This window comes from Sinorhizobium sp. M4_45 (assembly GCF_002885915.1).
GTDB lineage: Bacteria > Pseudomonadota > Alphaproteobacteria > Rhizobiales > Rhizobiaceae > Sinorhizobium > Sinorhizobium meliloti_A.
Map to the genome: position 1 here is coordinate 110,682 of NZ_NWVE01000005.1, position 18,069 is coordinate 128,750.

Annotated in this window: 20 protein-coding genes; 9 read left to right on the forward strand and 11 right to left on the reverse strand. The window is 63.7% G+C overall.

The annotated features are described in order from the left end of the window. Window positions 1–2: 2 nt before the first annotated feature. The gene (gene sdhD / locus CN933_RS15685; protein WP_018097305.1) at window positions 3–383 is read right to left on the reverse strand and encodes a succinate dehydrogenase, hydrophobic membrane anchor protein; all 381 of its coding nucleotides are present in this window, start codon (window positions 381–383) and stop codon (window positions 3–5) included. A gap of 11 nt (window positions 384–394) precedes the next feature. Next, window positions 395–787: a succinate dehydrogenase, cytochrome b556 subunit gene (sdhC, locus tag CN933_RS15690; RefSeq protein ID WP_018097306.1), complete on the reverse strand. Its 393-nt coding sequence runs from the start codon at window positions 785–787 to the stop codon at window positions 395–397. Between the two features lie 305 nt (window positions 788–1,092). Between sdhC and CN933_RS15695 the strand changes: the two genes are divergently transcribed. Then, window positions 1,093–1,716, forward strand: a complete 624-nt coding sequence (locus CN933_RS15695; RefSeq protein WP_018097307.1) for a hypothetical protein — start codon at window positions 1,093–1,095, stop codon at window positions 1,714–1,716. A gap of 16 nt (window positions 1,717–1,732) precedes the next feature. Here the strand turns inward: CN933_RS15695 and CN933_RS15700 are convergent, their stop codons facing one another. The 5 genes from CN933_RS15700 to tsaD are packed head-to-tail and all read right to left on the reverse strand — an operon-like array spanning window position 1,733 to window position 5,270. Beyond that, window positions 1,733–2,401 carry a class I SAM-dependent methyltransferase gene (locus CN933_RS15700; RefSeq protein WP_018097308.1) on the reverse strand — a complete coding sequence of 223 codons (669 nt, stop codon included), beginning with the start codon at window positions 2,399–2,401 and terminating at the stop codon, window positions 1,733–1,735. Between the two features lie 13 nt (window positions 2,402–2,414). Continuing rightward, window positions 2,415–2,846, reverse strand: coding sequence for an EVE domain-containing protein (locus CN933_RS15705; RefSeq protein WP_018097309.1), 432 nt, complete (start codon window positions 2,844–2,846; stop codon window positions 2,415–2,417). 6 nt (window positions 2,847–2,852) lie between these two features. Further along, window positions 2,853–3,146: a YciI-like protein gene (locus CN933_RS15710; protein WP_018097310.1), complete on the reverse strand. Its 294-nt coding sequence runs from the start codon at window positions 3,144–3,146 to the stop codon at window positions 2,853–2,855. Between the two features lie 17 nt (window positions 3,147–3,163). Continuing rightward, window positions 3,164–4,162, reverse strand: a complete 999-nt coding sequence (locus CN933_RS15715) for an NAD(P)H-dependent glycerol-3-phosphate dehydrogenase (RefSeq protein WP_018097311.1) — start codon at window positions 4,160–4,162, stop codon at window positions 3,164–3,166. Window positions 4,163–4,172: 10 nt separating this feature from the next. Next, window positions 4,173–5,270, reverse strand: a complete 1,098-nt coding sequence (gene tsaD, locus CN933_RS15720; RefSeq protein WP_018097312.1) for a tRNA (adenosine(37)-N6)-threonylcarbamoyltransferase complex transferase subunit TsaD — start codon at window positions 5,268–5,270, stop codon at window positions 4,173–4,175. 171 nt (window positions 5,271–5,441) lie between these two features. Between tsaD and hemC the strand changes: the two genes are divergently transcribed. The 6 genes from hemC to CN933_RS15750 all read left to right on the forward strand — a co-directional run bounded on the left by hemC (window position 5,442) and on the right by CN933_RS15750 (window position 11,563). Then, entirely contained in the window at window positions 5,442–6,371 is a 930-nt protein-coding gene (gene hemC / locus CN933_RS15725; protein ID WP_018097313.1) for a hydroxymethylbilane synthase, read from the forward strand. Between the two features lie 4 nt (window positions 6,372–6,375). Further along, on the forward strand, window positions 6,376–7,083 hold the full coding sequence (locus CN933_RS15730) for a uroporphyrinogen-III synthase (RefSeq protein ID WP_018097314.1): 708 nt from the start codon (window positions 6,376–6,378) through the stop codon (window positions 7,081–7,083). A 215-nt stretch (window positions 7,084–7,298) separates the two neighbouring features. Continuing rightward, window positions 7,299–8,600: a COG4223 family protein gene (locus CN933_RS15735; RefSeq protein ID WP_018097315.1), complete on the forward strand. Its 1,302-nt coding sequence runs from the start codon at window positions 7,299–7,301 to the stop codon at window positions 8,598–8,600. A gap of 19 nt (window positions 8,601–8,619) precedes the next feature. Beyond that, window positions 8,620–10,272: a heme biosynthesis protein HemY gene (locus tag CN933_RS15740; protein ID WP_018097316.1), complete on the forward strand. Its 1,653-nt coding sequence runs from the start codon at window positions 8,620–8,622 to the stop codon at window positions 10,270–10,272. A 35-nt stretch (window positions 10,273–10,307) separates the two neighbouring features. Continuing rightward, window positions 10,308–10,787 (forward strand): tellurite resistance TerB family protein, encoded by a 480-nt coding sequence (locus CN933_RS15745; protein ID WP_018097317.1) that lies wholly within the window; start codon window positions 10,308–10,310, stop codon window positions 10,785–10,787. Between the two features lie 2 nt (window positions 10,788–10,789). After that, window positions 10,790–11,563 (forward strand): glutamine amidotransferase, encoded by a 774-nt coding sequence (locus tag CN933_RS15750; protein ID WP_018097318.1) that lies wholly within the window; start codon window positions 10,790–10,792, stop codon window positions 11,561–11,563. A gap of 10 nt (window positions 11,564–11,573) precedes the next feature. Here CN933_RS15750 and CN933_RS15755 read toward each other — a convergent pair whose 3' ends face one another. After that, entirely contained in the window at window positions 11,574–12,821 is a 1,248-nt protein-coding gene (locus CN933_RS15755; protein WP_018097319.1) for an MFS transporter, read from the reverse strand. Between the two features lie 232 nt (window positions 12,822–13,053). Here CN933_RS15755 and CN933_RS15760 point away from each other — a divergent pair, with 232 nt between their 5' ends. Beyond that, on the forward strand, window positions 13,054–13,347 hold the full coding sequence (locus CN933_RS15760) for a YggT family protein (protein WP_003531184.1): 294 nt from the start codon (window positions 13,054–13,056) through the stop codon (window positions 13,345–13,347). 706 nt (window positions 13,348–14,053) lie between these two features. Here CN933_RS15760 and ppa read toward each other — a convergent pair. Continuing rightward, window positions 14,054–14,587 carry an inorganic diphosphatase gene (gene ppa / locus CN933_RS15770; RefSeq protein ID WP_003531185.1) on the reverse strand — a complete coding sequence of 178 codons (534 nt, stop codon included), beginning with the start codon at window positions 14,585–14,587 and terminating at the stop codon, window positions 14,054–14,056. A 157-nt stretch (window positions 14,588–14,744) separates the two neighbouring features. Between ppa and CN933_RS15775 the strand changes: the two genes are divergently transcribed. Then, the gene (locus CN933_RS15775) at window positions 14,745–15,347 is read left to right on the forward strand and encodes a hypothetical protein (RefSeq protein WP_018097321.1); all 603 of its coding nucleotides are present in this window, start codon (window positions 14,745–14,747) and stop codon (window positions 15,345–15,347) included. A 46-nt stretch (window positions 15,348–15,393) separates the two neighbouring features. Here CN933_RS15775 and CN933_RS15780 read toward each other — a convergent pair whose 3' ends face one another. Next, window positions 15,394–15,900 (reverse strand): GNAT family N-acetyltransferase, encoded by a 507-nt coding sequence (locus tag CN933_RS15780; RefSeq protein WP_018097322.1) that lies wholly within the window; start codon window positions 15,898–15,900, stop codon window positions 15,394–15,396. A gap of 231 nt (window positions 15,901–16,131) precedes the next feature. Continuing rightward, entirely contained in the window at window positions 16,132–17,958 is a 1,827-nt protein-coding gene (gene typA, locus CN933_RS15785; protein ID WP_018097323.1) for a translational GTPase TypA, read from the reverse strand. Window positions 17,959–18,069: the final 111 nt, after the last annotated feature.

The window sequence follows — 18,069 nt, forward strand, 5'->3', positions numbered from 1 at the left end:
AATTACCCTGCAAAAGCGATCTTCAGGACGGCGAAAAGACAGAGCCCGCCGACCGCGATCGTGAAGAATGTGTTGAGCATGAGAAGCGCTATCTTGGCGCCCTCCGCATGGACGTAGTCCTCGATGATGACCTGCATGCCGATCTTCATGTGAACGAGGCCGGCGACGACCATCAGCCCCATGGCAACCGCCACGAAGGGGTTCGAAAGGGCCGCGATCAGTTCCGCATGCGGTGCGCCCGCATAATGGGCGAGAAAGACGACGAAGAAGATCGTGAGAGGAATGCTGGCGACGGCCGTGAGGCGCTGCCGCCAGAAGTGATCCGTGCCTTCCTTTGCCGAACCGAGACCCCGGACCTTGCCGAGAGGTGTGCGCATATTCATGTCGAAGTCCCTTAACGAGCGAGGTAGCCGACGACCCAGATGACGAGCGTCAGCGTCGCCGATGCGACGATCATGGCCTTCGCCATTCTCGTGGCGAAGTGCTTCTCATAGCCGTAGCCGAGATCCCAGCCGAGGTGGCGGATGCCGCCCAGCAGATGGTGCACAAGGGCCCAGGTATAGCCGAAGAGGACGACCTTGCCGATGAACGTGCCGAACAGCCAGTTCACCCAGTCGTAGTAGGCAGCGCCCGAAGCAGCGGCGATCAGCCACCACGCCACCAGGACGGTGCCGAAATAGAGCGCGCCGCCGGTGATGCGGTGCATGATCGACATGATCATGGTGGGGATCGGCTTGTAGATTTGAAGATGCGGCGAGAGCGGCCGGCTTCTTGTGACATTCGTCATCGGAACCTCGCGGGATGACCGGATATGCGTCCAAAACTGGACTCTTTTCGTCCGGTATCGCACCCGATTGTGCGCAATTCAGTCACCCGGACCTTTAATCACCATAGGGCTTCACGACAAGTGTGTTTGCAGTGCAAAATCAATTTAATCGATTTGACGGAAAACGGCATTTTCCCGCCTCGGAGAGACATCCGGCCTTTTAACGATATGCACGAAAAAACCCAGCCGAATCCGTGACATTTCCCGTCGGTTGCCGCAGGATGCACTTTAACGGTTTGTTAACGATGATCCGGAGGCAGCGAGACATGAACCCCTCGCGAATGGTCCGCGCGGCCAAAGCTCTAGTCGTGGCCTTCGCACTTGCGATGCCCGCCGGTTTGCCGGCACGGGCAGCCGAAAGTGACGGTTTCGGCAATGTGGAGACCCGAACCCGCCATGTCCGGATCAAGCATCGCACGCCCCATCACACCTGGCGCAAGGCGCGCCACCGGTCAGTAACGACCGTCGGCGGTTTCGCATCTGCCGGTTCCATGGGCCTGCCCGATGTTCAGACCCGCACCCGGCACGTCCGGCCGAGATATCCCTGGCCGGGATATTCCCGGCATCGTTACGCTCCCCGCGGACGGGATCGTGGTCCTGTGATCGTCATCAATGGCGGCGGATACGCGTCCGGCGGTTACGGCAGCTATGGGAGTTACGACTTCCCGACACCCATTCCGGACATCGGCACCTATGCCGGCGGCCTTTCGGCGTTCCGCGATGAAGGAAACGGCATCTATTTCAGCCGGGACGGCGGCTACGCCTATCTTGCCGGCGAGACCGCAGCAGCCAACCCATCATCGAAACGCGCGAAGATCATCATCGTCTCGCCGCAGGTAAACGCCAGCGCTTGCTCCTGGGAGCACGGCGTCTGCGTCGTCCGGCCGTAGAGGGCGGACGTTCCTCTCAATCGTCGCCGGCGCCGACAGCCGGACCGAACCGCCAGACCGTCGTGCGCTTCACCTCGCTGTCTTCGAGCGCCCGGGTCACCGGCACCTCGTAGGTCGCAAGGTCAGTCATCCGCCCGCGTGGACAATAGGCCCGGCCCGGATCGCCGACGAGAACGACGGCACCGGCACGTTCGAGCGCGTCGAACCAGGGCAGAAGAAGATCGGCGAAGCTCTTGTCGTAGAAGACGTCTCCGGCGAGGTAGACGTCGGCCGCCCGTTCCGAGCCGACGATATCGTCTCCGGTGAAGGCGAGCGATACGCCGTTGAGCCCGGCATTCAGCCGCGCGGCCGTTTCGGACCATGGGTCGATGTCGGCGGCGGTGACCTCATCGGCGCCGGCCAACTTCGCCGCGATGGCGACGAGGCCGGAACCGGAGGCGAAATCGATGACGCGGCGGCCGCGCACCGTTTCGGGGTGATCGAGGACATAGCGGGCAAGCCCCTGCCCTCCCGCCCAGGCGAAGGCCCAGAAGGGCGGCGGCAGACCGATCCGTTCCAGCTCTTCCTCGGTCTTCAGCCACAATTCATGCGCCTCGCCCGCAAGATGCAGGCGGATTTCCGGCACGTGCGGCGGCGCGAGAATGTCGGTGTTGGCGCGGATGAAGCTTTCGGGATCGGTCTTCACGACATTCGGTTCGCTATCGAGGCGGATTGTCCAGCCCGCCCATGCGGCAGACCTCGATCCACTCGTCATCCGTCACCGGCTGCACCGAAAGACGCATCGACGTGACGAGCGACATCTTGGCGAGCTTCGGATTTTCCTTGATTTCCTTGAGTGAAACCGGCCGTGGCATGTCCATGACGGCGCGGATGTCGACGCAGTCCCAGCGGGCGTCGCCCTCTGCCGTCGAGTCCGGATGCGACAGCGCGCAGACCTCGGTGATGCCGACGATCTCGAGCCCCTCGTTGGAGTGATAGAAGAAACCCTTGTCGCCGATCGTCATCGCCCGCATGTTGTTGCGCGCCAGGTAGTTGCGCACGCCGGTCCATTCGGTGCCCTTCTCGCCGGCATCTTTCTGCATCTGCCAGGACCATTTCGCCGGTTCGGATTTGTAGAGCCAGAACGCCATCGCCCCTCAAGCCTCCGGATTGTTGAAGACCCAGTTGTAGGCCTTGATCTCGACATTGGCGAAGAGACCCGCCTTCGCATAGGGATCGGCCTCGGCAAGCGCCCTGGCCTCTTCGAGCGTGTCGGCCTTGACGATCACGAGGCTCCCCGTCGGCTTGCCGTCGGCGTCCAGGAAAGGTCCTGCGATCTTCAGGATGCCCCGGGCATTGAGGTCGTTGAGATAGGCGACATGGTCAGGTCGGGTGTCGACCCTGAGTTGCAGCGCGCCGGGCTTGTCGGTGCAGAGCAGTGCGAAGAGCATGGATCCTCCTGAAGACATCATTCGTGGGTGATCGGTCTGGACATCAGTTGTTCGAGAGCCGAGCGGACATCCAGCTTTCCGTCGACGATGGCTGCGACGGCCTCCGTGACCGGCATCTCGATGCCGAGTCCGCCCGCCACGCGGGCGGCGACGGATGCGGCAAAAGCGCCCTCCACCAATTCGCTGCCGGCGGCAGCCCGGCCGTCTTTACCGAGGGCTATGCCGAAGCGCAGGTTGCGCGACTGGTGGCTCGTCGCAGTCAGCACGAGGTCACCCAATCCCGAAAGGCCGCGCACAGTGTCCGCCTCGCCGCCCCTCGCGACGATGAAGCGCGACATTTCCGCAAGCCCGCGCGAGATCAGCGCAGCGCGGGCCGAGTCGCCGAGGCCGGCGCCTTCGACGATGCCGCAGGCGATCGCCAGCACGTTCTTGAGCGCCCCGCCAAGCTGAACGCCGGTGCGGTCCGCCGAGGGATAGAGCCGGAACGTCCGCCCGGAAAGCGCCTCCGCAAGCTCCGTCGCGATCGCGGTATCGGGGGCGGCGATCACCATGGCGGTCGGCAGGCCGCGAGCGATATCGGCGGCAAAGCCCGGGCCGGAAAGCACCCCGACGCGACTGCCCGGCAACTCCTCTTCGAGAACGTCGGTGAGGAGTCGGCCGGTCGATTGCTCCATGCCCTTGGCGCAGGTGACGACGATCGCCCTGGCGCCGATCGCGGCACCGTAGCACCGCGCCGCGTCCCGATGCGCTTGCGAAGGCATCGCAAAAAGCACGATGTCGGCGTCTTCGAGCGCGGTCGCCTGCGAAGAATAGGCAAGGCGCGGGGGAAGCGGAATTCCCGGGAGAACCGCGTCATTCCGCCCGGTACGGCGACACTGCGCGGCCGCTTCTTCCCGCCGGGCAAGCAGAGTGACATTCGCCTTGTCCTTCGCTGCCGCGACGGCCGAAAGCGCCGTTCCGAAGGCGCCCGCCCCGACGACCACGATTTTTTGCGCGCTCTTCGATTTGCCGCTCATCTTCCGTCCATCATGCCTTGGCGCCGCGTCTGCCGGAGCCGATCAATGCCTTGGCTTCGGAATCGAGCGGCCAGCGCGAACGCGGAGCCGCATCGAGCCCGTCCGCCGGCAGGCCCGCCGCGAGGCGCTCCGCACCGGCCCAGGCGATCATCGCGGCGTTGTCGGTGCAAAGCGAGAGCGGCGGCGCGATGAAGCGGAAGCCGTGCTCGTCGCAAAGCGACTGCAATGTCCGGCGCAATGTCTGGTTCGCGGCAACCCCGCCGGCCACGACAAGAGCCGGTTGGTCGACGGAAGCGAAGTCCGCCCTGAACCGTTTCAAGCCGCGTCCGACCCGATCCCTGAGCGTTCGGGAAATGGCGCGCTGGAAAGAGGCACAGACGTCTGCGATATCCTGATCCGTCACCGGCTCCAGCGACTGTGCGGCCTGGCGGACGGCGGTCTTGAGGCCCGAAAAAGAAAAATCGAGCCTGGCGTCACCGACGAGCGGCCGGGGAAAATCGAAGCGCTCCGCATTGCCGGCCTGCGCCGCCCGCTCGACGGCCGGCCCGCCCGGATAGGGAAGACCGAGCAGCTTTGCGGTCTTGTCGAAGGCCTCGCCGAGCGCATCGTCGATCGTCGTGCCCCAGCGTTCGTATTCGCCGACGCCCTTGACGAGGATCAGCTGTGTATGGCCGCCCGAGACGAGCAGCATCAGATAGGGAAATGAAAGGCCGTCGGTCAGCCGCGCCGTCAGCGCGTGACCTTCGAGGTGATTGACCGCATAGAGCGGCTTGCCGGTCGCCCGCGCGATCGCCTTGCCGGTCATCAGCCCGACGATGAGCCCGCCGATCAGGCCGGGACCGCTTGTCGCAGCGACCGCGTCGATGTCCCGGAGCGTCACGCCGGCGCGCAGGAGCGCTTCCTCGATCAGCGTGTCGAGCGCCTCGACATGGGCGCGCGCCGCAATCTCGGGAACGACGCCGCCATAGGCGCTGTGCTCTTCCAGCTGGCTCAGCACCACGTCGCCGAGAATCCGGCCGTGGCCCTCTTCGTCACGCAGCACGACCGAAGCGGCGGTTTCGTCGCAGCTTGTCTCAATGCCGAGGATGCGCAAAGGCGGGGACGTCACGTGCTATACTCAAAGATTGCGGTCGCAGTGAAAGGTGGTTACACGAAACTCAAACAGCGCCGTGCGCCTTCAGACGCACAAGGGACGCTGTAACGCTTTGAACTGCTGCATGGTTTTGTCCTGAACCGGTTCCGATCCAAGGAAGCATGCAGTAACAACGGATGGCGAAGGATGCAAACGAAACCTTTCCGCATCGGCACGCGCGGCAGCCCGCTGGCGATGGCCCAGACGCATGAAACGCGCGACCGGCTCGCCGCCGCCCATGGTCTGCCACCGGAAATGTTCGAGATCGTCATTCTTTCCACGAAGGGCGACCGGATCACCGACAGGTCGCTTGCGGAGATCGGCGGCAAGGGCCTGTTCACCGAAGAGCTCGAGCAGCAGCTTCTGTCGGGAGACCTCGACTTCGCCGTACATTCGTCCAAGGACATGCCGACGAAGCTGCCGGACGGGCTGTTCCTTTCGGCTTTCCTGCCGCGCGAGGACATCCGTGACGCCTTTGTCGGCCGCTCGGCCGAAAGGCTCGCCGATCTCCCGCAAGGCGCCACCGTCGGCTCGTCTTCGCTGCGCCGTCAGGCGCTGATCCGGCGGCTTCGGCCCGATATCGACGTGATCACCTATCGCGGACAGGTCGAGACACGCCTGCGCAAGCTTGCCGAAGGTCAGGTCGACGGCACGCTTCTGGCCTTCGCCGGCCTGAAGCGTCTCGGCATGGAGCATGTGCCGACGGAGCTGCTTGACCCGGAAGAATTTCCGCCGGCGCCGGCTCAGGGCGCGATCTGCGTCGAGGCCCGCATCGGCGACGACCGTATCAACACGCTGCTTGCGGCAATCGACGACCCCCGCACACACGAGGCGGTCTCCTGCGAGCGCGGCTTCCTGGCGACACTCGACGGCTCCTGCCGTACGCCGATCGCCGGCTACGCGCAATCGGACGGGACACATATCCGTTTCGCCGGCATGATCCTGACGCCCGACGGCACCACTTGCCACCAGATCGAAATCGACGGCAGAGCGGCAGACGCGGAAAGGCTTGGGCAGGAGGCCGGCGAGCGTATCCGCGCCAAGGCGGGACCGGGATTCTTCTCGAGCTGGAGCTGATCCGATGCGCGTGCTCGTGACCCGGCCACGCCCGGCCGCCGAAAGGACGGCGGCAAGGCTCAGCGCCATGGGTCATGAAGCGGTCATCCTGCCGCTCATGCAGGCGCAGCATCTCGCCGGCGCGGTTCGGGCAGCATTGAGCGAGCCCCACCAGGCGATCGCCGTCACCAGTGGGGAGGCGGTCCGCGTCCTCGGCGCGCTCGGTCCGGCGCTTGAGCCACACCTTGCAACACCGCTCTTTGCAGTCGGCGAAGCGACGGCGCGCGCCGCGGGCGATCTCGGATTTACCGACATCCGGATCGGACCGGGAACCGGCGAGGGACTCGCCGAGACGGTCGCCGCCCTTCTCCCCCCCGGCGAAATGCTGGTCTATCTCGCCGGTTCACCGCGGACCGAGGGTTTCGAACGGGCATTGCACCAACGGCAAATCGAGCACAGGATCGCCGAATGCTACCGGATGGCGCCGGTTCACTATCCTGCGGAGACGCTGCCGGGGCTCCTCCGCGCGGGCCCCTTCGATGCGGTAATGCTCTATTCCCGCGAGAGCGCGCGGCGCCTGGATGCAGCATTGCGGGAGAGCGGGCTTGAACCCGCGGACCTCGCCTCGCGCTTTCTCTGCCTGAGCTGGCCGATAAGAGAGACCCTGCCGGACGGTCTTGTTTGCGGGGTCGCGGCAGCGCCGGACGAGGAAAATCTCTTGCGGCTTCTTTGAGGCCAAATCAGCAAAGTCGGCGCCGGTTTTCCGCCTGCCTTGTGCACATTGCTCGGGTCATCTGGGCCATTTCCGTCAAAAAGCATGGTCTGGGGCTTTCCCTCGTCATCCTCGCTGACTAGGTTTGCGTTTAGAACGGAGGAAGGTGCGGAGCGTTCCTGCTGCAGATCCGCTCAGGCCCGACCGACAGGCAATGAAACGGTAATGAGGTGACCATGGCATCGGAAAAGCCGCCGCGCCGCTCGAAACCCGGGAAAGAACCGCTGACGATCGATCTCGAGGCGGAGAAGACCGAACCTGCAGCGGGCGAGGCAGCGGCCGGGCCGGATGCGACACCGGGCAAGCCGGCGGATATTTCGACGAGCGAGGCGGCGGAAGCCGGCGAAGTGAGGACCGGCGAAGTCGAAAGCAACGAAGCCGGCATCGGCGAATCTCCTTTGCCGGCGGGCGATCCGCAAGAGAAAGCAGAGACGGAGGAGGCACGCGCCGACGCGGCTGCGGCCGCCTTCGACGCGGAGCTTCCGCACGCGACCAACGGCGAACTGCCCGAGGCAAAGAGTAGACAGGCCACAGGCGCAGGTGCGCTTGCAGCCGGCATCCTCGGCGGTCTCATAGCGCTCGCCGGTGCCGGCGTGCTGCAATATGCCGGCTACGTTCCGGCGCCCGGACCGGAGCAGCCGGGTACCGAGCAGAACCTTGCGAGCGAGATCGAAGCGATCAAGGCGGAGCTTCAGGCGCAGGCCCCGGCGGCGGCGGTGGACGTCGCCCCTTTGGAAGACCGCCTCGCCGCTCTGGAACAGGCGGCCCGGGAGCCCGGCGCAGCTGCGGCGGACGCTCCCGAAATCAAGGCGCTCGAAGCGGAGGTCGCCAATCTGACGAATGAAATGGCCGCCCTGAAGACCGAGCTTGCCGAGGCTCGCCAGGCGGCGGACGCCGCCAGGGCGGAACTTGCCGGCCGTATCGACCAGGCGGAGCAGAAGCTCAACGAGCCTGCGAACGATATCGAGATGGCGAAAGCCGTTGCCGTCACCGCGCTGAAGACGGCGATCGATCGCGGCGGGCCGTTCCTCGCCGAACTCGACACATTGCGCAGCATCGCCCCCGAGGATCCGGTCGTCAAAGAGCTGGCCGATGTCGCCGCGACGGGGGTCCCCACACGGACGGAATTGAGGGAAAGTTTCCGGCCGGCGGCGGACGCGATGCTGGACGCGCTGCATCGGCCCGATCCCGATCAGGGCATTTTCGATCGCCTCGTCTCCAGCGCCATGTCGGGCATTCGCGTGCGGCCGGTCGGCAGCGTCGAAGGCGACACGCCGGAAGCGGTGATCGCCCGCATCGAAGACAAGCTCGACAACGGCGATCTCAAGGGCGCATCGCTCGAATGGGACAGCCTTCCCGAAGCGGCGAAATCCGCTGGCCAGGGGTTCAAGGAGAAGCTCGACCGGCGGCTTGGCGTCGAAACCGTGATCGATGCCGCCGTCGCCGGCACCATGACGCGCACGGGCAAGCAAGGTTAGCGGGAGAAAGAAGACCCATATGATCCGGATACTGTTCTTCGTACTCCTCGTCCTTTGCCTGGCTCTCGGCTTTGCCTGGCTCGCGGATCGTCCGGGGGAATTGTCGCTGATCTGGCAGGGCCAGCTCATCGAGATGAGCCTGATGCGCGCCGCCTCGATCTTGATCTCGCTCTTCGCTGCCGTTCTGATCGTCGTCTGGCTGCTTCGCACGATCTGGATGTCGCCGCACACCGTCACGCGTTACTTTCGCGCCCGCAAGCGCGACCGCGGCTACCAGGCATTGTCGACCGGCCTGATCGCGGCCGGCGCCGGCGACGCCAATCTCGCCCGCAAGATGGCCGCACGCACGCGAAACCTCATCAGCTCGGATCAGGAGCCGCTCATCCATCTGCTCGAAGCGCAGACCGCGCTGATCGAAGGCAAATACGACGACGCACGCAAGAAATTCGAGGCGATGGCGGACGACCCGGAGACGCGCGAACTCGGCCTGCGCGGGCTCTATCTTGAAGCCAAGCGCCTCGGCGCCAACGAGGCCGCGCGACAATACGCCGAGCGCGCCTCCGAGAAGGCGCCGCACTTGCCGTGGGCAACCCTGGCAACGCTCGACCATCGCAGCCAGGCGCGCCAGTGGGACGAGGCGATCCGTCTGCTCGACCAGAGCCGCGCCGCCCATGTGCTCGAAAGGAAAGAAGCGGACCGGAAAAAGGCCGTTCTTCTGACGGCGCGGGCAATGGAAAGATTGGATGCAGACCCGAAATCCGCGCGGGACGACGCGCAGGCGGCGCTGAAGCTCGACGACCGCCTCGTGCCGGCCGCCCTCGTTGCCGCCAAGGCGCTCTTTCGCGAGGACAATCTGCGCAAGGGTGCCTCGATCCTCGAGAGGATGTGGAAATCGGATCCGCATCCGGACATTGCGCGCCTCTATGTGCGGGCGCGCGGCGGCGATTCCACCCTCGACCGTCTGAAGCGGGCGAAGAAGCTCGAATCGCTCCGCAGCAACAATGCCGTCGCACTGGCGACCGTCGCCGAGGCGGCGCTCGATGCGCGCGAGCTCGCTCTTGCCCGGTCAAAGGCAGAGGCCGCCGCCCGGCTCGAGCCGAGGGAGAGCATTTTTCTGCTGCTCGCGGATATCGAGGAGGCCGACACTGGCGACGAGGGCCGTATCCGGCACTGGATGGCGCAGGCGCTGAAGAGCCCGCGTGATCCGGCCTGGACCGCCGACGGCGTCACCTCGCCCGTCTGGCTGCCGGTCTCGCCGGTCAGCGGCAGACTCGACGCTTTCGAGTGGAAGGCTCCGCCGTCGCAGATCGCGGCGGCAACGGAGGACGGGCATCTGAACCCCGACCAGGCAATTCGCAGCCTCCCGCCAGTCGCGACGGTGCTCCGCCCCGCCGAGGAACCGGCTTCTGAACGGACGGTCGAGGCTGCCCCGCCAGCGGAGCGCGAGCAAACCGAGAGAGAACGGGCCGAGGGAGAGCGGGACGAGAAAGAACGGGTCGAGCCGGAGAAGGCGATCACCGTTCCCGACCGGAAGGAACCGGCCGTATCGCCTGCAAAGGACAAGGATGCGGAGGAGGCGCCGGATCCCTTTTTCGGACGCCCCCCGGACGATCCGGGCGTGCGCGAACCGGCGGCGGCGGAACGGACCACCGCCAACTTCCGTCTTTTCTGAACCCCGACATATCCACAGGCTGCAGGCGATAGTGCATGTTTGAACGTTTTCGCGCATTTCTGGAAGGAATGACTGGCTCGGCGCGGATTGAAGTGGGGGACCCCCGCGTGGCGGTGATCGGCCTCTGCTTCCAGGTCATGGAAGCGGACGGCGCGGTCCGCAGCTCCGAGCGCCGCAAGATGCGCAAGCTCATCAAGGAGCATTACAAGCTTGACGATGCCGCTCTCAACGCCCTGGTCGCGGCCGGCGAGAGCGCCGAGAGCGAAGCGATCGATTTCTACCAGTTCACGTCAGATATAAAGCGGCACCTGCCCGAGGAGCAACGCATCGAGCTCGTCGGCATGCTGTGGGAAATCGTTTACGCGGACGGCGCGCGCAGCGAGATGGAAGATCACGTGATCTGGCGGATTGCCGACCTCCTCGGCGTTTCCGGGCGTGACCGGGTCTTGAAACGCCAGGAAGCAGCCGCCAAGATCGACATGGTGGAGGAAAACGAGGCGCAACAGGAAAGCTGACGATGCCGCCAGAGGTCCCAGACACCCAAAGAGACGCCAAGAGACCCATCCTCATCGTGCTTCACCAGGAGCGCTCAAGCGCCGGCCGTGTCGGCCACATTCTCGAGCGGAAGGGCTTTTCGCTCGACATCCGCCGCCCCGCGCTCGGCGACGAGCTGCCGCCCACGCTGGAAGCGCATTCGGGGACGATCATCTTCGGCGGACCGATGAGTGCCAATGACGAGGAGGAGTTCGTACGGCGCGAAATCGACTGGCTGTCCGTGCCGCTTCTGGAAAACAAGCCCTATCTCGGAATCTGCCTCGGGGCGCAGATGCTAGCCCGAAATCTCGGGGGCAAGGTCGCAGCCCATCACGAAGGCATCACCGAGATCGGCTGGTATCCCCTCAGAGCCACGCAGGCCGGCAAGGCCCTGATGGACTGGCCGGCGATGGTCTATCACTTCCACCGCGAAGGCTTCGACCTGCCGAAGGGCGCCGAATTGCTGGCAACCGGCGATACCTACCCCAACCAGGCCTTCCGCTACGGCGAAAATGCCTGGGGCATCCAGTTCCACGGCGAGCTGACGCGGGCGATGATGCATCGCTGGGTGGTGCACGGCGCCCATCGCTTCGACCTCCCCGGTGCCCAGCTGGGCAAAGCGCATCTGGAGGGCCGCATGCTGCACGACCATCCCTTGCGGACATGGATGGAGAATTTTCTGGAGCTGATTTTTATGGAGGGCGGGGCTGCAAGAGGGCGCGATCGCGGCGTGCAGCGGCAATTGCCCGCTTCCTGACCCCTCCCAATCACCCCCTCCGCTGCGCCTCCGGCACATCCAGCGTGTCGATCCGGCGCAATTGCGGAAAGCCGAGTGCCCACAGCAGCGACACGAAAAGCGTGCCTGCGCCGCCGAAGACGACCGCGAAGACCGCGCCGAAGCCGGACGCCATCATGCCGGCGCGGAACTCGCCGAGTTCGTTGGAAGCACCGACGAACACCATGTTGACGGCGTTCACGCGGCCGCGCAGCTCATCCGGGGTCCAGAGCGTAATCAGGATCTCGCGCACATAGACCGAGATCATGTCGGAAGCGCCCATGACGACGAGTGCGGCGATCGATATCCAGGGCGTCGCCGAAAGGCCGAAAACGACCGTCGCGAGGCCGAAAAGGGCGACGCCGACGAACATATAGAGACCGGCCCGATTGCGGATCGGGTGGGCGGCCAGCCACACCGCCATGCCGACCGCACCGACACCGGGTGCGGCCCGCAGGAGGCCGAGGCCCCACGGCCCGAGCGTCAGGACGTCCCGCGCGAAGACCGGCATGAGCGCGACGGCGCCGCCGAGCAGCACGGCGAAGAGATCGAGCGAGATCGCCCCCAGCACGATCTTCTCGGCCTTGATGTAGCGGAAACCCGCGGTAATCGTCTGCCAGCTTGCGGCCGACGGCGGGGAGCGCCTCGCGGGCTTCGGCACGGCGAAGACCATCAGGGCGCCGGCAGCGAAGAAGCCGAGGCTGACCGCATAGGGCACGGTCGGGCCGAATCCGTAAAGGAGCCCACCAGCCACCGGGCCGACGATCATCGCCGTCTGCCAGGAGGTCGAGTTCCAGGCGATTGCATTGGGCAGGTCTTCCGCAGGCACCAGATTGGGCGCCAGCGACTGGGAAGCGGGCCCCAGAAAGGCCCGCTCTATGCCGAAGACGACAAGAATCGCGTAAACCGGCCAAGGTGAAAACAGCCCCGTCACCGTCAAAAGGAGAAGTGCTGCGCCGCAGAGCGTGCTGACCAGCATGCAGATGCCCATGATCGCCCGGCGATTGTAGCGATCCGCCACGCTGCCCGTCACGAGAATGAGGGCGAGGGAGGGCAGGAACTGGAAAAGGCCGATGAGACCGAGCGAGAAAGGATCCCGCGTCAGATCGTAGATCTGCCAGCCGACGGCCACGGACATGATCTGGACGGCGAAATAGGCGAGCAGGCGGGAGAAGAAATAACGCCGGTAGCCGACATGCCTGAAGGCGGCGAAGCGGTGCGCGGCATGGACGGCCGACATGCTGGAATGCTCCTGCTGCAGGCTCCTGATATCGTCGCCGATCGACCGGCGGGAGCGTGCGGAAATTGAATCCTGCAGCGATCCTTGCGCATCGGAAGACCGCTGAGCACTGCAGGGAAGGTTAAAAAGGCGCGCTCCGTGCCATTAACATCATCGCGCGAGACGGGCCGGCGTACTTGCTCGTTTAGTTCCTAATGTCTACATGTCTGTCAACAACGAATTGGAGACTGGCATGCTTGCTGTCATCGGCACCTTGAATTTCATCATCAACATTGCGTGGTTTCTGATCATCGCCTCGGCCATCTTCTCCTGGCTCTATGCGTTCAACGTGATCAACGTGAACAATCAGGCGATCAACATGATCGGCCGCTCGCTCTATCAGTTGACCGAACCGCTCTACCGGCCGATCCGGCGCGTGCTGCCCGACATGGGCGGCGTCGACCTTTCGCCGCTTGTCGTGCTGGTGATCCTCTATTTCATCCAGCTCTTCCTGAACACCACCATCGCTCCTGCGCTGCTGCGCTAAGGAGATGTCGGCACGCATGGCGATGCGCTTGAATTCCTTCGTGCGCCACTGAACGTTTCCTTTGATCGTAGCCATTCAAAGGACAAAAACATGCAGCAGCTCAAAGTGCTACAGCGACCTGCGCGTCTCGTAAGACGCGCGGCGTCGTAGGAAACTTTTCGGAAACTTTAATCTCTCCTTCTTCCTTATCCCTGTGCTCGACACAGGGATGAGAGCAGCGCAGCGTCCGCAGCGCGGGAAGCGTTCTTTCAGCCCAAGGACTTGGTCTGGCTGGATTCCTGTGACAAGCACAGGAATGAGGAGATCAAACAAGCGGCGGCGGGTGGCCCGAATTTCAACAGGCCTCAGGAAGGTATCGGAGGACTGCAATCTCTCCTTTTGCCTCATCCCTGTGCTCGTCACAGGGATGAGAGCAGCGCCGCGTCTGCGGCGCGGGAAGAGCTCTTTCAGCCCAAGGACTTGGTCTGGCTGGTTTCCTGTGACAAGCACAGGAATGAGGAGATCAAACAGGCGGCGGCGACGGGCCCGGATCTCAACGCGCCCCAGAGCAGGGATGAGGAAAAGTGTGTGCGGTTTCGCCCGCGTCCCGTGCGCCTATTCGAGAGTTTACGGCGACCCGACCTAAGATCGTCCTGATCCAAGCGCAAAAAACCTCCGGGTCGAGGTCGAGCCGGAGGTTTTCAGTTTCGGAAAAACAGCGAAACGATTATTTCTTCGTCTTGGCGCGCTCGACCGCTTCCCGGATCAGCTGCTTGGCCATGCTGGCATCCTTCCAGCCGAAGATCTTCACCCACTTGCCGGGTTCCAGATCCTTGTAGTGCTCGAAGAAATGCTCGATCTGCTTGAGGGTGATTTCCGGCAGGTCGGTGTAATCGTGCACCTTGTCGTAGCGCTTGGTCAGATGGGCGGAGGGAACCGCGATGATCTTTTCGTCCTGACCGGAATTGTCTTCCATCATCATCACGCCGATCGGGCGGACATTGATGACGCAGCCGGGAACCAGCGGACGGGTATTGCAGATCAGCACGTCGATCGGATCGCCATCGTCGGAAAGCGTGTGCGGCACGAAGCCGTAATTGCCCGGATAGGTCATCGGCGTATAGAGGAAGCGATCGACCACCAGCGTGCCGGCCTCCTTGTCCATTTCGTATTTGATCGGATGCCCGCCGACCGGGACTTCCACGATTACATTGACATCTTCCGGTGGATTCTTTCCGATGGAAATCGCGTCGATCCGCATGAGCACCTCCAGGGGTCGTTTGAAAAGTCGTCCCGTCGGATAAAGGGAAACATGCCGCGATGCAACATGACTTTGGCTCCGGGCGGGCGGATTTGCTCTAGGCACGCCACGCGGCTAAAAAGGGGCGGGGCTGATATTTATCTTCGCAGGAGAGACAATGCGCCCGAAACTTCGCTGTTTTCTTTCCGCCGCCCTGATCTCTGCGCCTGCACTTGCCAATGACAGCGTCTACACAGACGTCAGCCGCGACAAGTGCCGGCTCCTGCGCGCGTGGGAAGGTGCCTCGTCGCAGAGCCTTTGTCCCGGGATAGGTGACTATCCCGTCCATTTCATCGAGAGCGATATCCGCCAGAGCTTCTTCTTCGGCCATGTCAGGCAAAGCTATCTGGAGAACGGCTTCGAGAGTTTCGGTCCCTTCAATCATGCCGAAACCACGGTCGAATGGCGCCTCGACGACAGCAGGAAGCCGGTCGCCGCCATCCTGCGCTGGATCATCGAGAACCCGGATCCGCAGACGGACAGGAGCACGAAGGCGTTCCAGGGACAGGTTCTGGTAATTTCGAAGGTCGCGCAGAAGGAGGACGGCGACGGCTGCGTCGTCGGCTATGTCGACGCGCTCGCCAATGCCGATGCGAACACGCTGGCCCGCAGGATAGCCGACGAAAGAGCGGCAAGCTTCCGCTGCGGCACGGACCAGGCATCCTATCACGGAAATCGCGGCGAGAAGGCGGGCGAACCCATGCACTTCCTGCCGGAATGAGGCTATCCTAAACGCCCGGACCGATGACAGCGCCTGGCGGCACTCCTCAACTCCAGACGAAGCCGACCTTCTTCAGATGCTTCTCGCCGAAATCCTCCATCCCTTCGGCAATATCGCGACCGCCTGCCGAATGGAAGAAATTACAGGCGTTCGCGCTGTCTTCCAGGCACCAGACGACCAGCCCTTCGCAGCCGAGCGATTTCAGAAGGCTCTTTGCTTCCCCGAAGAGGACACGTCCGAGGCCGATGCCCTGATATTCCGGCCTGAGATATATCTCGTAGATTTCGCCTTCCTGCGGCAGCGCCCGCGCCCGGCTCAGGCCCAGCGTCGCATAGCCGGCTATCGTGCCGGCGACGTCGACGACGAGAAGGGTCGCCGGTCCGCGCGTGGCCTTGCGCCACCAGGTCTCGTCGCGGCGATTGACCATTCGGACAAGGGGGCGGTGCGGAATGATGCCGCCATAGGCCTGCAACCAGGAAACGCGATGCACGTCGGCGATTGCCGCCGCCTCATGCGGCTCCCCAGGCCGAACCTCGATCGAAACAGTCTTCATGACTTGCGACTCTAAACACACGACGCGGCGGACAGGAATCCCGCCGGACTGTCGCGCGGCGTTAACCCACAGGCAACTTTAACGGCACCTGCCCCAAGGTTAACGCCTTTTTAACTTTATCCGCAAGCCGCCCGCGAAAGGCACACACAGCAAAAACCCCGGATCGCTCCGGGGTTCGTAAGATCGACGAAATCAGAAGGGTCGGACTCGCCCTCTCCTCGGGTCCAGCCCTTAAGCCGCGCCGGCCGTCCGCGACTTCTCGAAGCGCTTGCGCTCGTTCGGATCGAGATGCATCTTGCGGAGCCGGATCGACTTCGGCGTGACCTCGACCAGTTCGTCGTCCTGGATCCATGACAGCGCCCGGTCGAGCGTCATGCGGATCGGCGGCGTCAGCTTTACCGCCTCGTCCTTGCCGGACGCGCGCATGTTGGTGAGCTTCTTGCCCTTGAGGACGTTGACTTCCAGATCGTTGTCGCGCGTGTGGATGCCGATGATCATGCCGGCATAGACCTTTTCACCTGCGTCGATGATCATCGGGCCGCGATCTTCAAGGTTGAACATCGCATAGGCCACGGATTCGCCGGAGTCGTTCGAGAGCAGAACACCGTTCACCCGGCCGCCGATCTCACCCTTGTAGGGCTGATAGTCGTGGAACAGACGGTTCATGATTGCCGTGCCGCGCGTATCGGTCAGAAGCTCGGACTGATAGCCGATGAGACCGCGGGTCGGCGCGAAAAACACCAGCCGCACGCGGTTGCCGCCGGACGGACGAAGCTCGGCCATTTCGGCCTTGCGTTCGGACATTTTCTGGACGACGACGCCCGAATGCTCCTCATCGACGTCGATGACGACCTCTTCGATCGGCTCCAGAAGCTGCCCGTTCTCATCCTTGTGCATGACCACCCGCGGACGCGAGACGGCGAGCTCGAAGCCCTCGCGGCGCATCGTTTCGATCAGGACCGCGAGCTGCAGTTCGCCTCGGCCCGACACGTAGAACGAATCCTTCTCGGACGATTCCTCGATCTTCAACGCGACGTTGCCCTCGGCCTCCTTGAACAGACGGTCGCGGATGACGCGCGAAGTGACCTTGTCGCCTTCGGTGCCGGCAAGCGGAGAATCGTTGACGAGGAAGGACATGGTGACGGTCGGCGGATCGATCGGCTGCGCCTTCAGCGGCTCGTTGACGGCCGGATCACAGAACGTGTCGGCGACGGTACCCTTGGAGAGGCCGGCGATCGCTACGATGTCGCCCGCATGGGCTTCCTCGATCGGCTGACGCTCGATGCCGCGGAATGCAAGAATCTTGGAGATGCGTCCGGATTCGAGCACCTTGCCGTCCTGCCCGAGGACCTTGACCGCCTGGTTCGGCTTGATCGAACCGGAATGAATGCGCCCGGTGATGATGCGGCCGAGGAAGGGATTGGCTTCCAGAATGGTGCCGATCATCCGGAACGGACCTTCGCCGACGCTCGGCTCCGGAACGTGATCGAGAACGAGATCGAGGAGCGGTGCCAGGCCCTGATCCTGCGGACCTTCCGGCGCGACGTTCATCCAGCCGTTACGGCCGGAACCGTAGAGAATCGGGAAATCGAGCTGCTCATCGGTCGCGTCCAGCGCCGCGAAGAGATCGAATACCTCGTTGATGACTTCCTCGTGACGGGCATCGGGACGATCGATCTTGTTGATCGCCACGATCGGCCGAAGACCGACCTTGAGCGCCTTGCCCACGACGAATTTCGTCTGCGGCATCGGGCCTTCGGCGGCGTCGACCAGAACAATGGCGCCGTCCACCATCGACAGAATGCGCTCGACTTCACCGCCGAAGTCGGCGTGGCCGGGGGTATCGACGATATTGATGCGCGTACCCTTCCACTCGACCGAAGTCGCCTTGGCGAGGATGGTGATGCCGCGTTCCTTTTCCAGTTCGTTGGAATCCATCATGCGCTCGGCGACGCGCTGGTTTTCGCGGAAGGAGCCCGACTGCTTCAGGAGTTCGTCGACGAGCGTGGTTTTCCCATGGTCGACGTGCGCGATGATCGCGATGTTGCGAATGCTCATTTTTTGTCTCGGAAAGTTCGTGGGCACGCGCGACGAGGCAGGTACCGCTTTTCAGTTGCCGCGCTCATACAGGTTTTTTCCCGGAAGCGAAAGGGGGCCGGCGCGCAGGGC

Excerpts from the sequence above, each read along its gene's own strand:
- CN933_RS15745 (WP_018097317.1), top strand. The coding sequence starts at position 10,308 with ATGTTTGAACGTTTTCGCGCATTTCTGGAAGGAATGACTGGCTCGGCG.
- ppa (WP_003531185.1), bottom strand. The coding sequence starts at position 14,587 with ATGCGGATCGACGCGATTTCCATCGGAAAGAATCCACCGGAAGATGTC.
- CN933_RS15715 (WP_018097311.1), bottom strand. The coding sequence starts at position 4,162 with ATGAGCGGCAAATCGAAGAGCGCGCAAAAAATCGTGGTCGTCGGGGCG.
- hemC (WP_018097313.1), top strand. The coding sequence starts at position 5,442 with ATGCAAACGAAACCTTTCCGCATCGGCACGCGCGGCAGCCCGCTGGCG.
- CN933_RS15710 (WP_018097310.1), bottom strand. The coding sequence starts at position 3,146 with ATGCTCTTCGCACTGCTCTGCACCGACAAGCCCGGCGCGCTGCAACTC.
- typA (WP_018097323.1), bottom strand. The coding sequence starts at position 17,958 with ATGAGCATTCGCAACATCGCGATCATCGCGCACGTCGACCATGGGAAA.
- CN933_RS15780 (WP_018097322.1), bottom strand. The coding sequence starts at position 15,900 with ATGAAGACTGTTTCGATCGAGGTTCGGCCTGGGGAGCCGCATGAGGCG.
- CN933_RS15740 (WP_018097316.1), top strand. The coding sequence starts at position 8,620 with ATGATCCGGATACTGTTCTTCGTACTCCTCGTCCTTTGCCTGGCTCTC.
- CN933_RS15730 (WP_018097314.1), top strand. The coding sequence starts at position 6,376 with ATGCGCGTGCTCGTGACCCGGCCACGCCCGGCCGCCGAAAGGACGGCG.
- CN933_RS15695 (WP_018097307.1), top strand. The coding sequence starts at position 1,093 with ATGAACCCCTCGCGAATGGTCCGCGCGGCCAAAGCTCTAGTCGTGGCC.
- CN933_RS15775 (WP_018097321.1), top strand. The coding sequence starts at position 14,745 with ATGCGCCCGAAACTTCGCTGTTTTCTTTCCGCCGCCCTGATCTCTGCG.
- CN933_RS15705 (WP_018097309.1), bottom strand. The coding sequence starts at position 2,846 with ATGGCGTTCTGGCTCTACAAATCCGAACCGGCGAAATGGTCCTGGCAG.
- CN933_RS15750 (WP_018097318.1), top strand. The coding sequence starts at position 10,790 with ATGCCGCCAGAGGTCCCAGACACCCAAAGAGACGCCAAGAGACCCATC.
- sdhC (WP_018097306.1), bottom strand. The coding sequence starts at position 787 with ATGACGAATGTCACAAGAAGCCGGCCGCTCTCGCCGCATCTTCAAATC.
- CN933_RS15760 (WP_003531184.1), top strand. The coding sequence starts at position 13,054 with ATGCTTGCTGTCATCGGCACCTTGAATTTCATCATCAACATTGCGTGG.
- CN933_RS15755 (WP_018097319.1), bottom strand. The coding sequence starts at position 12,821 with ATGTCGGCCGTCCATGCCGCGCACCGCTTCGCCGCCTTCAGGCATGTC.
- CN933_RS15735 (WP_018097315.1), top strand. The coding sequence starts at position 7,299 with ATGGCATCGGAAAAGCCGCCGCGCCGCTCGAAACCCGGGAAAGAACCG.
- sdhD (WP_018097305.1), bottom strand. The coding sequence starts at position 383 with ATGAATATGCGCACACCTCTCGGCAAGGTCCGGGGTCTCGGTTCGGCA.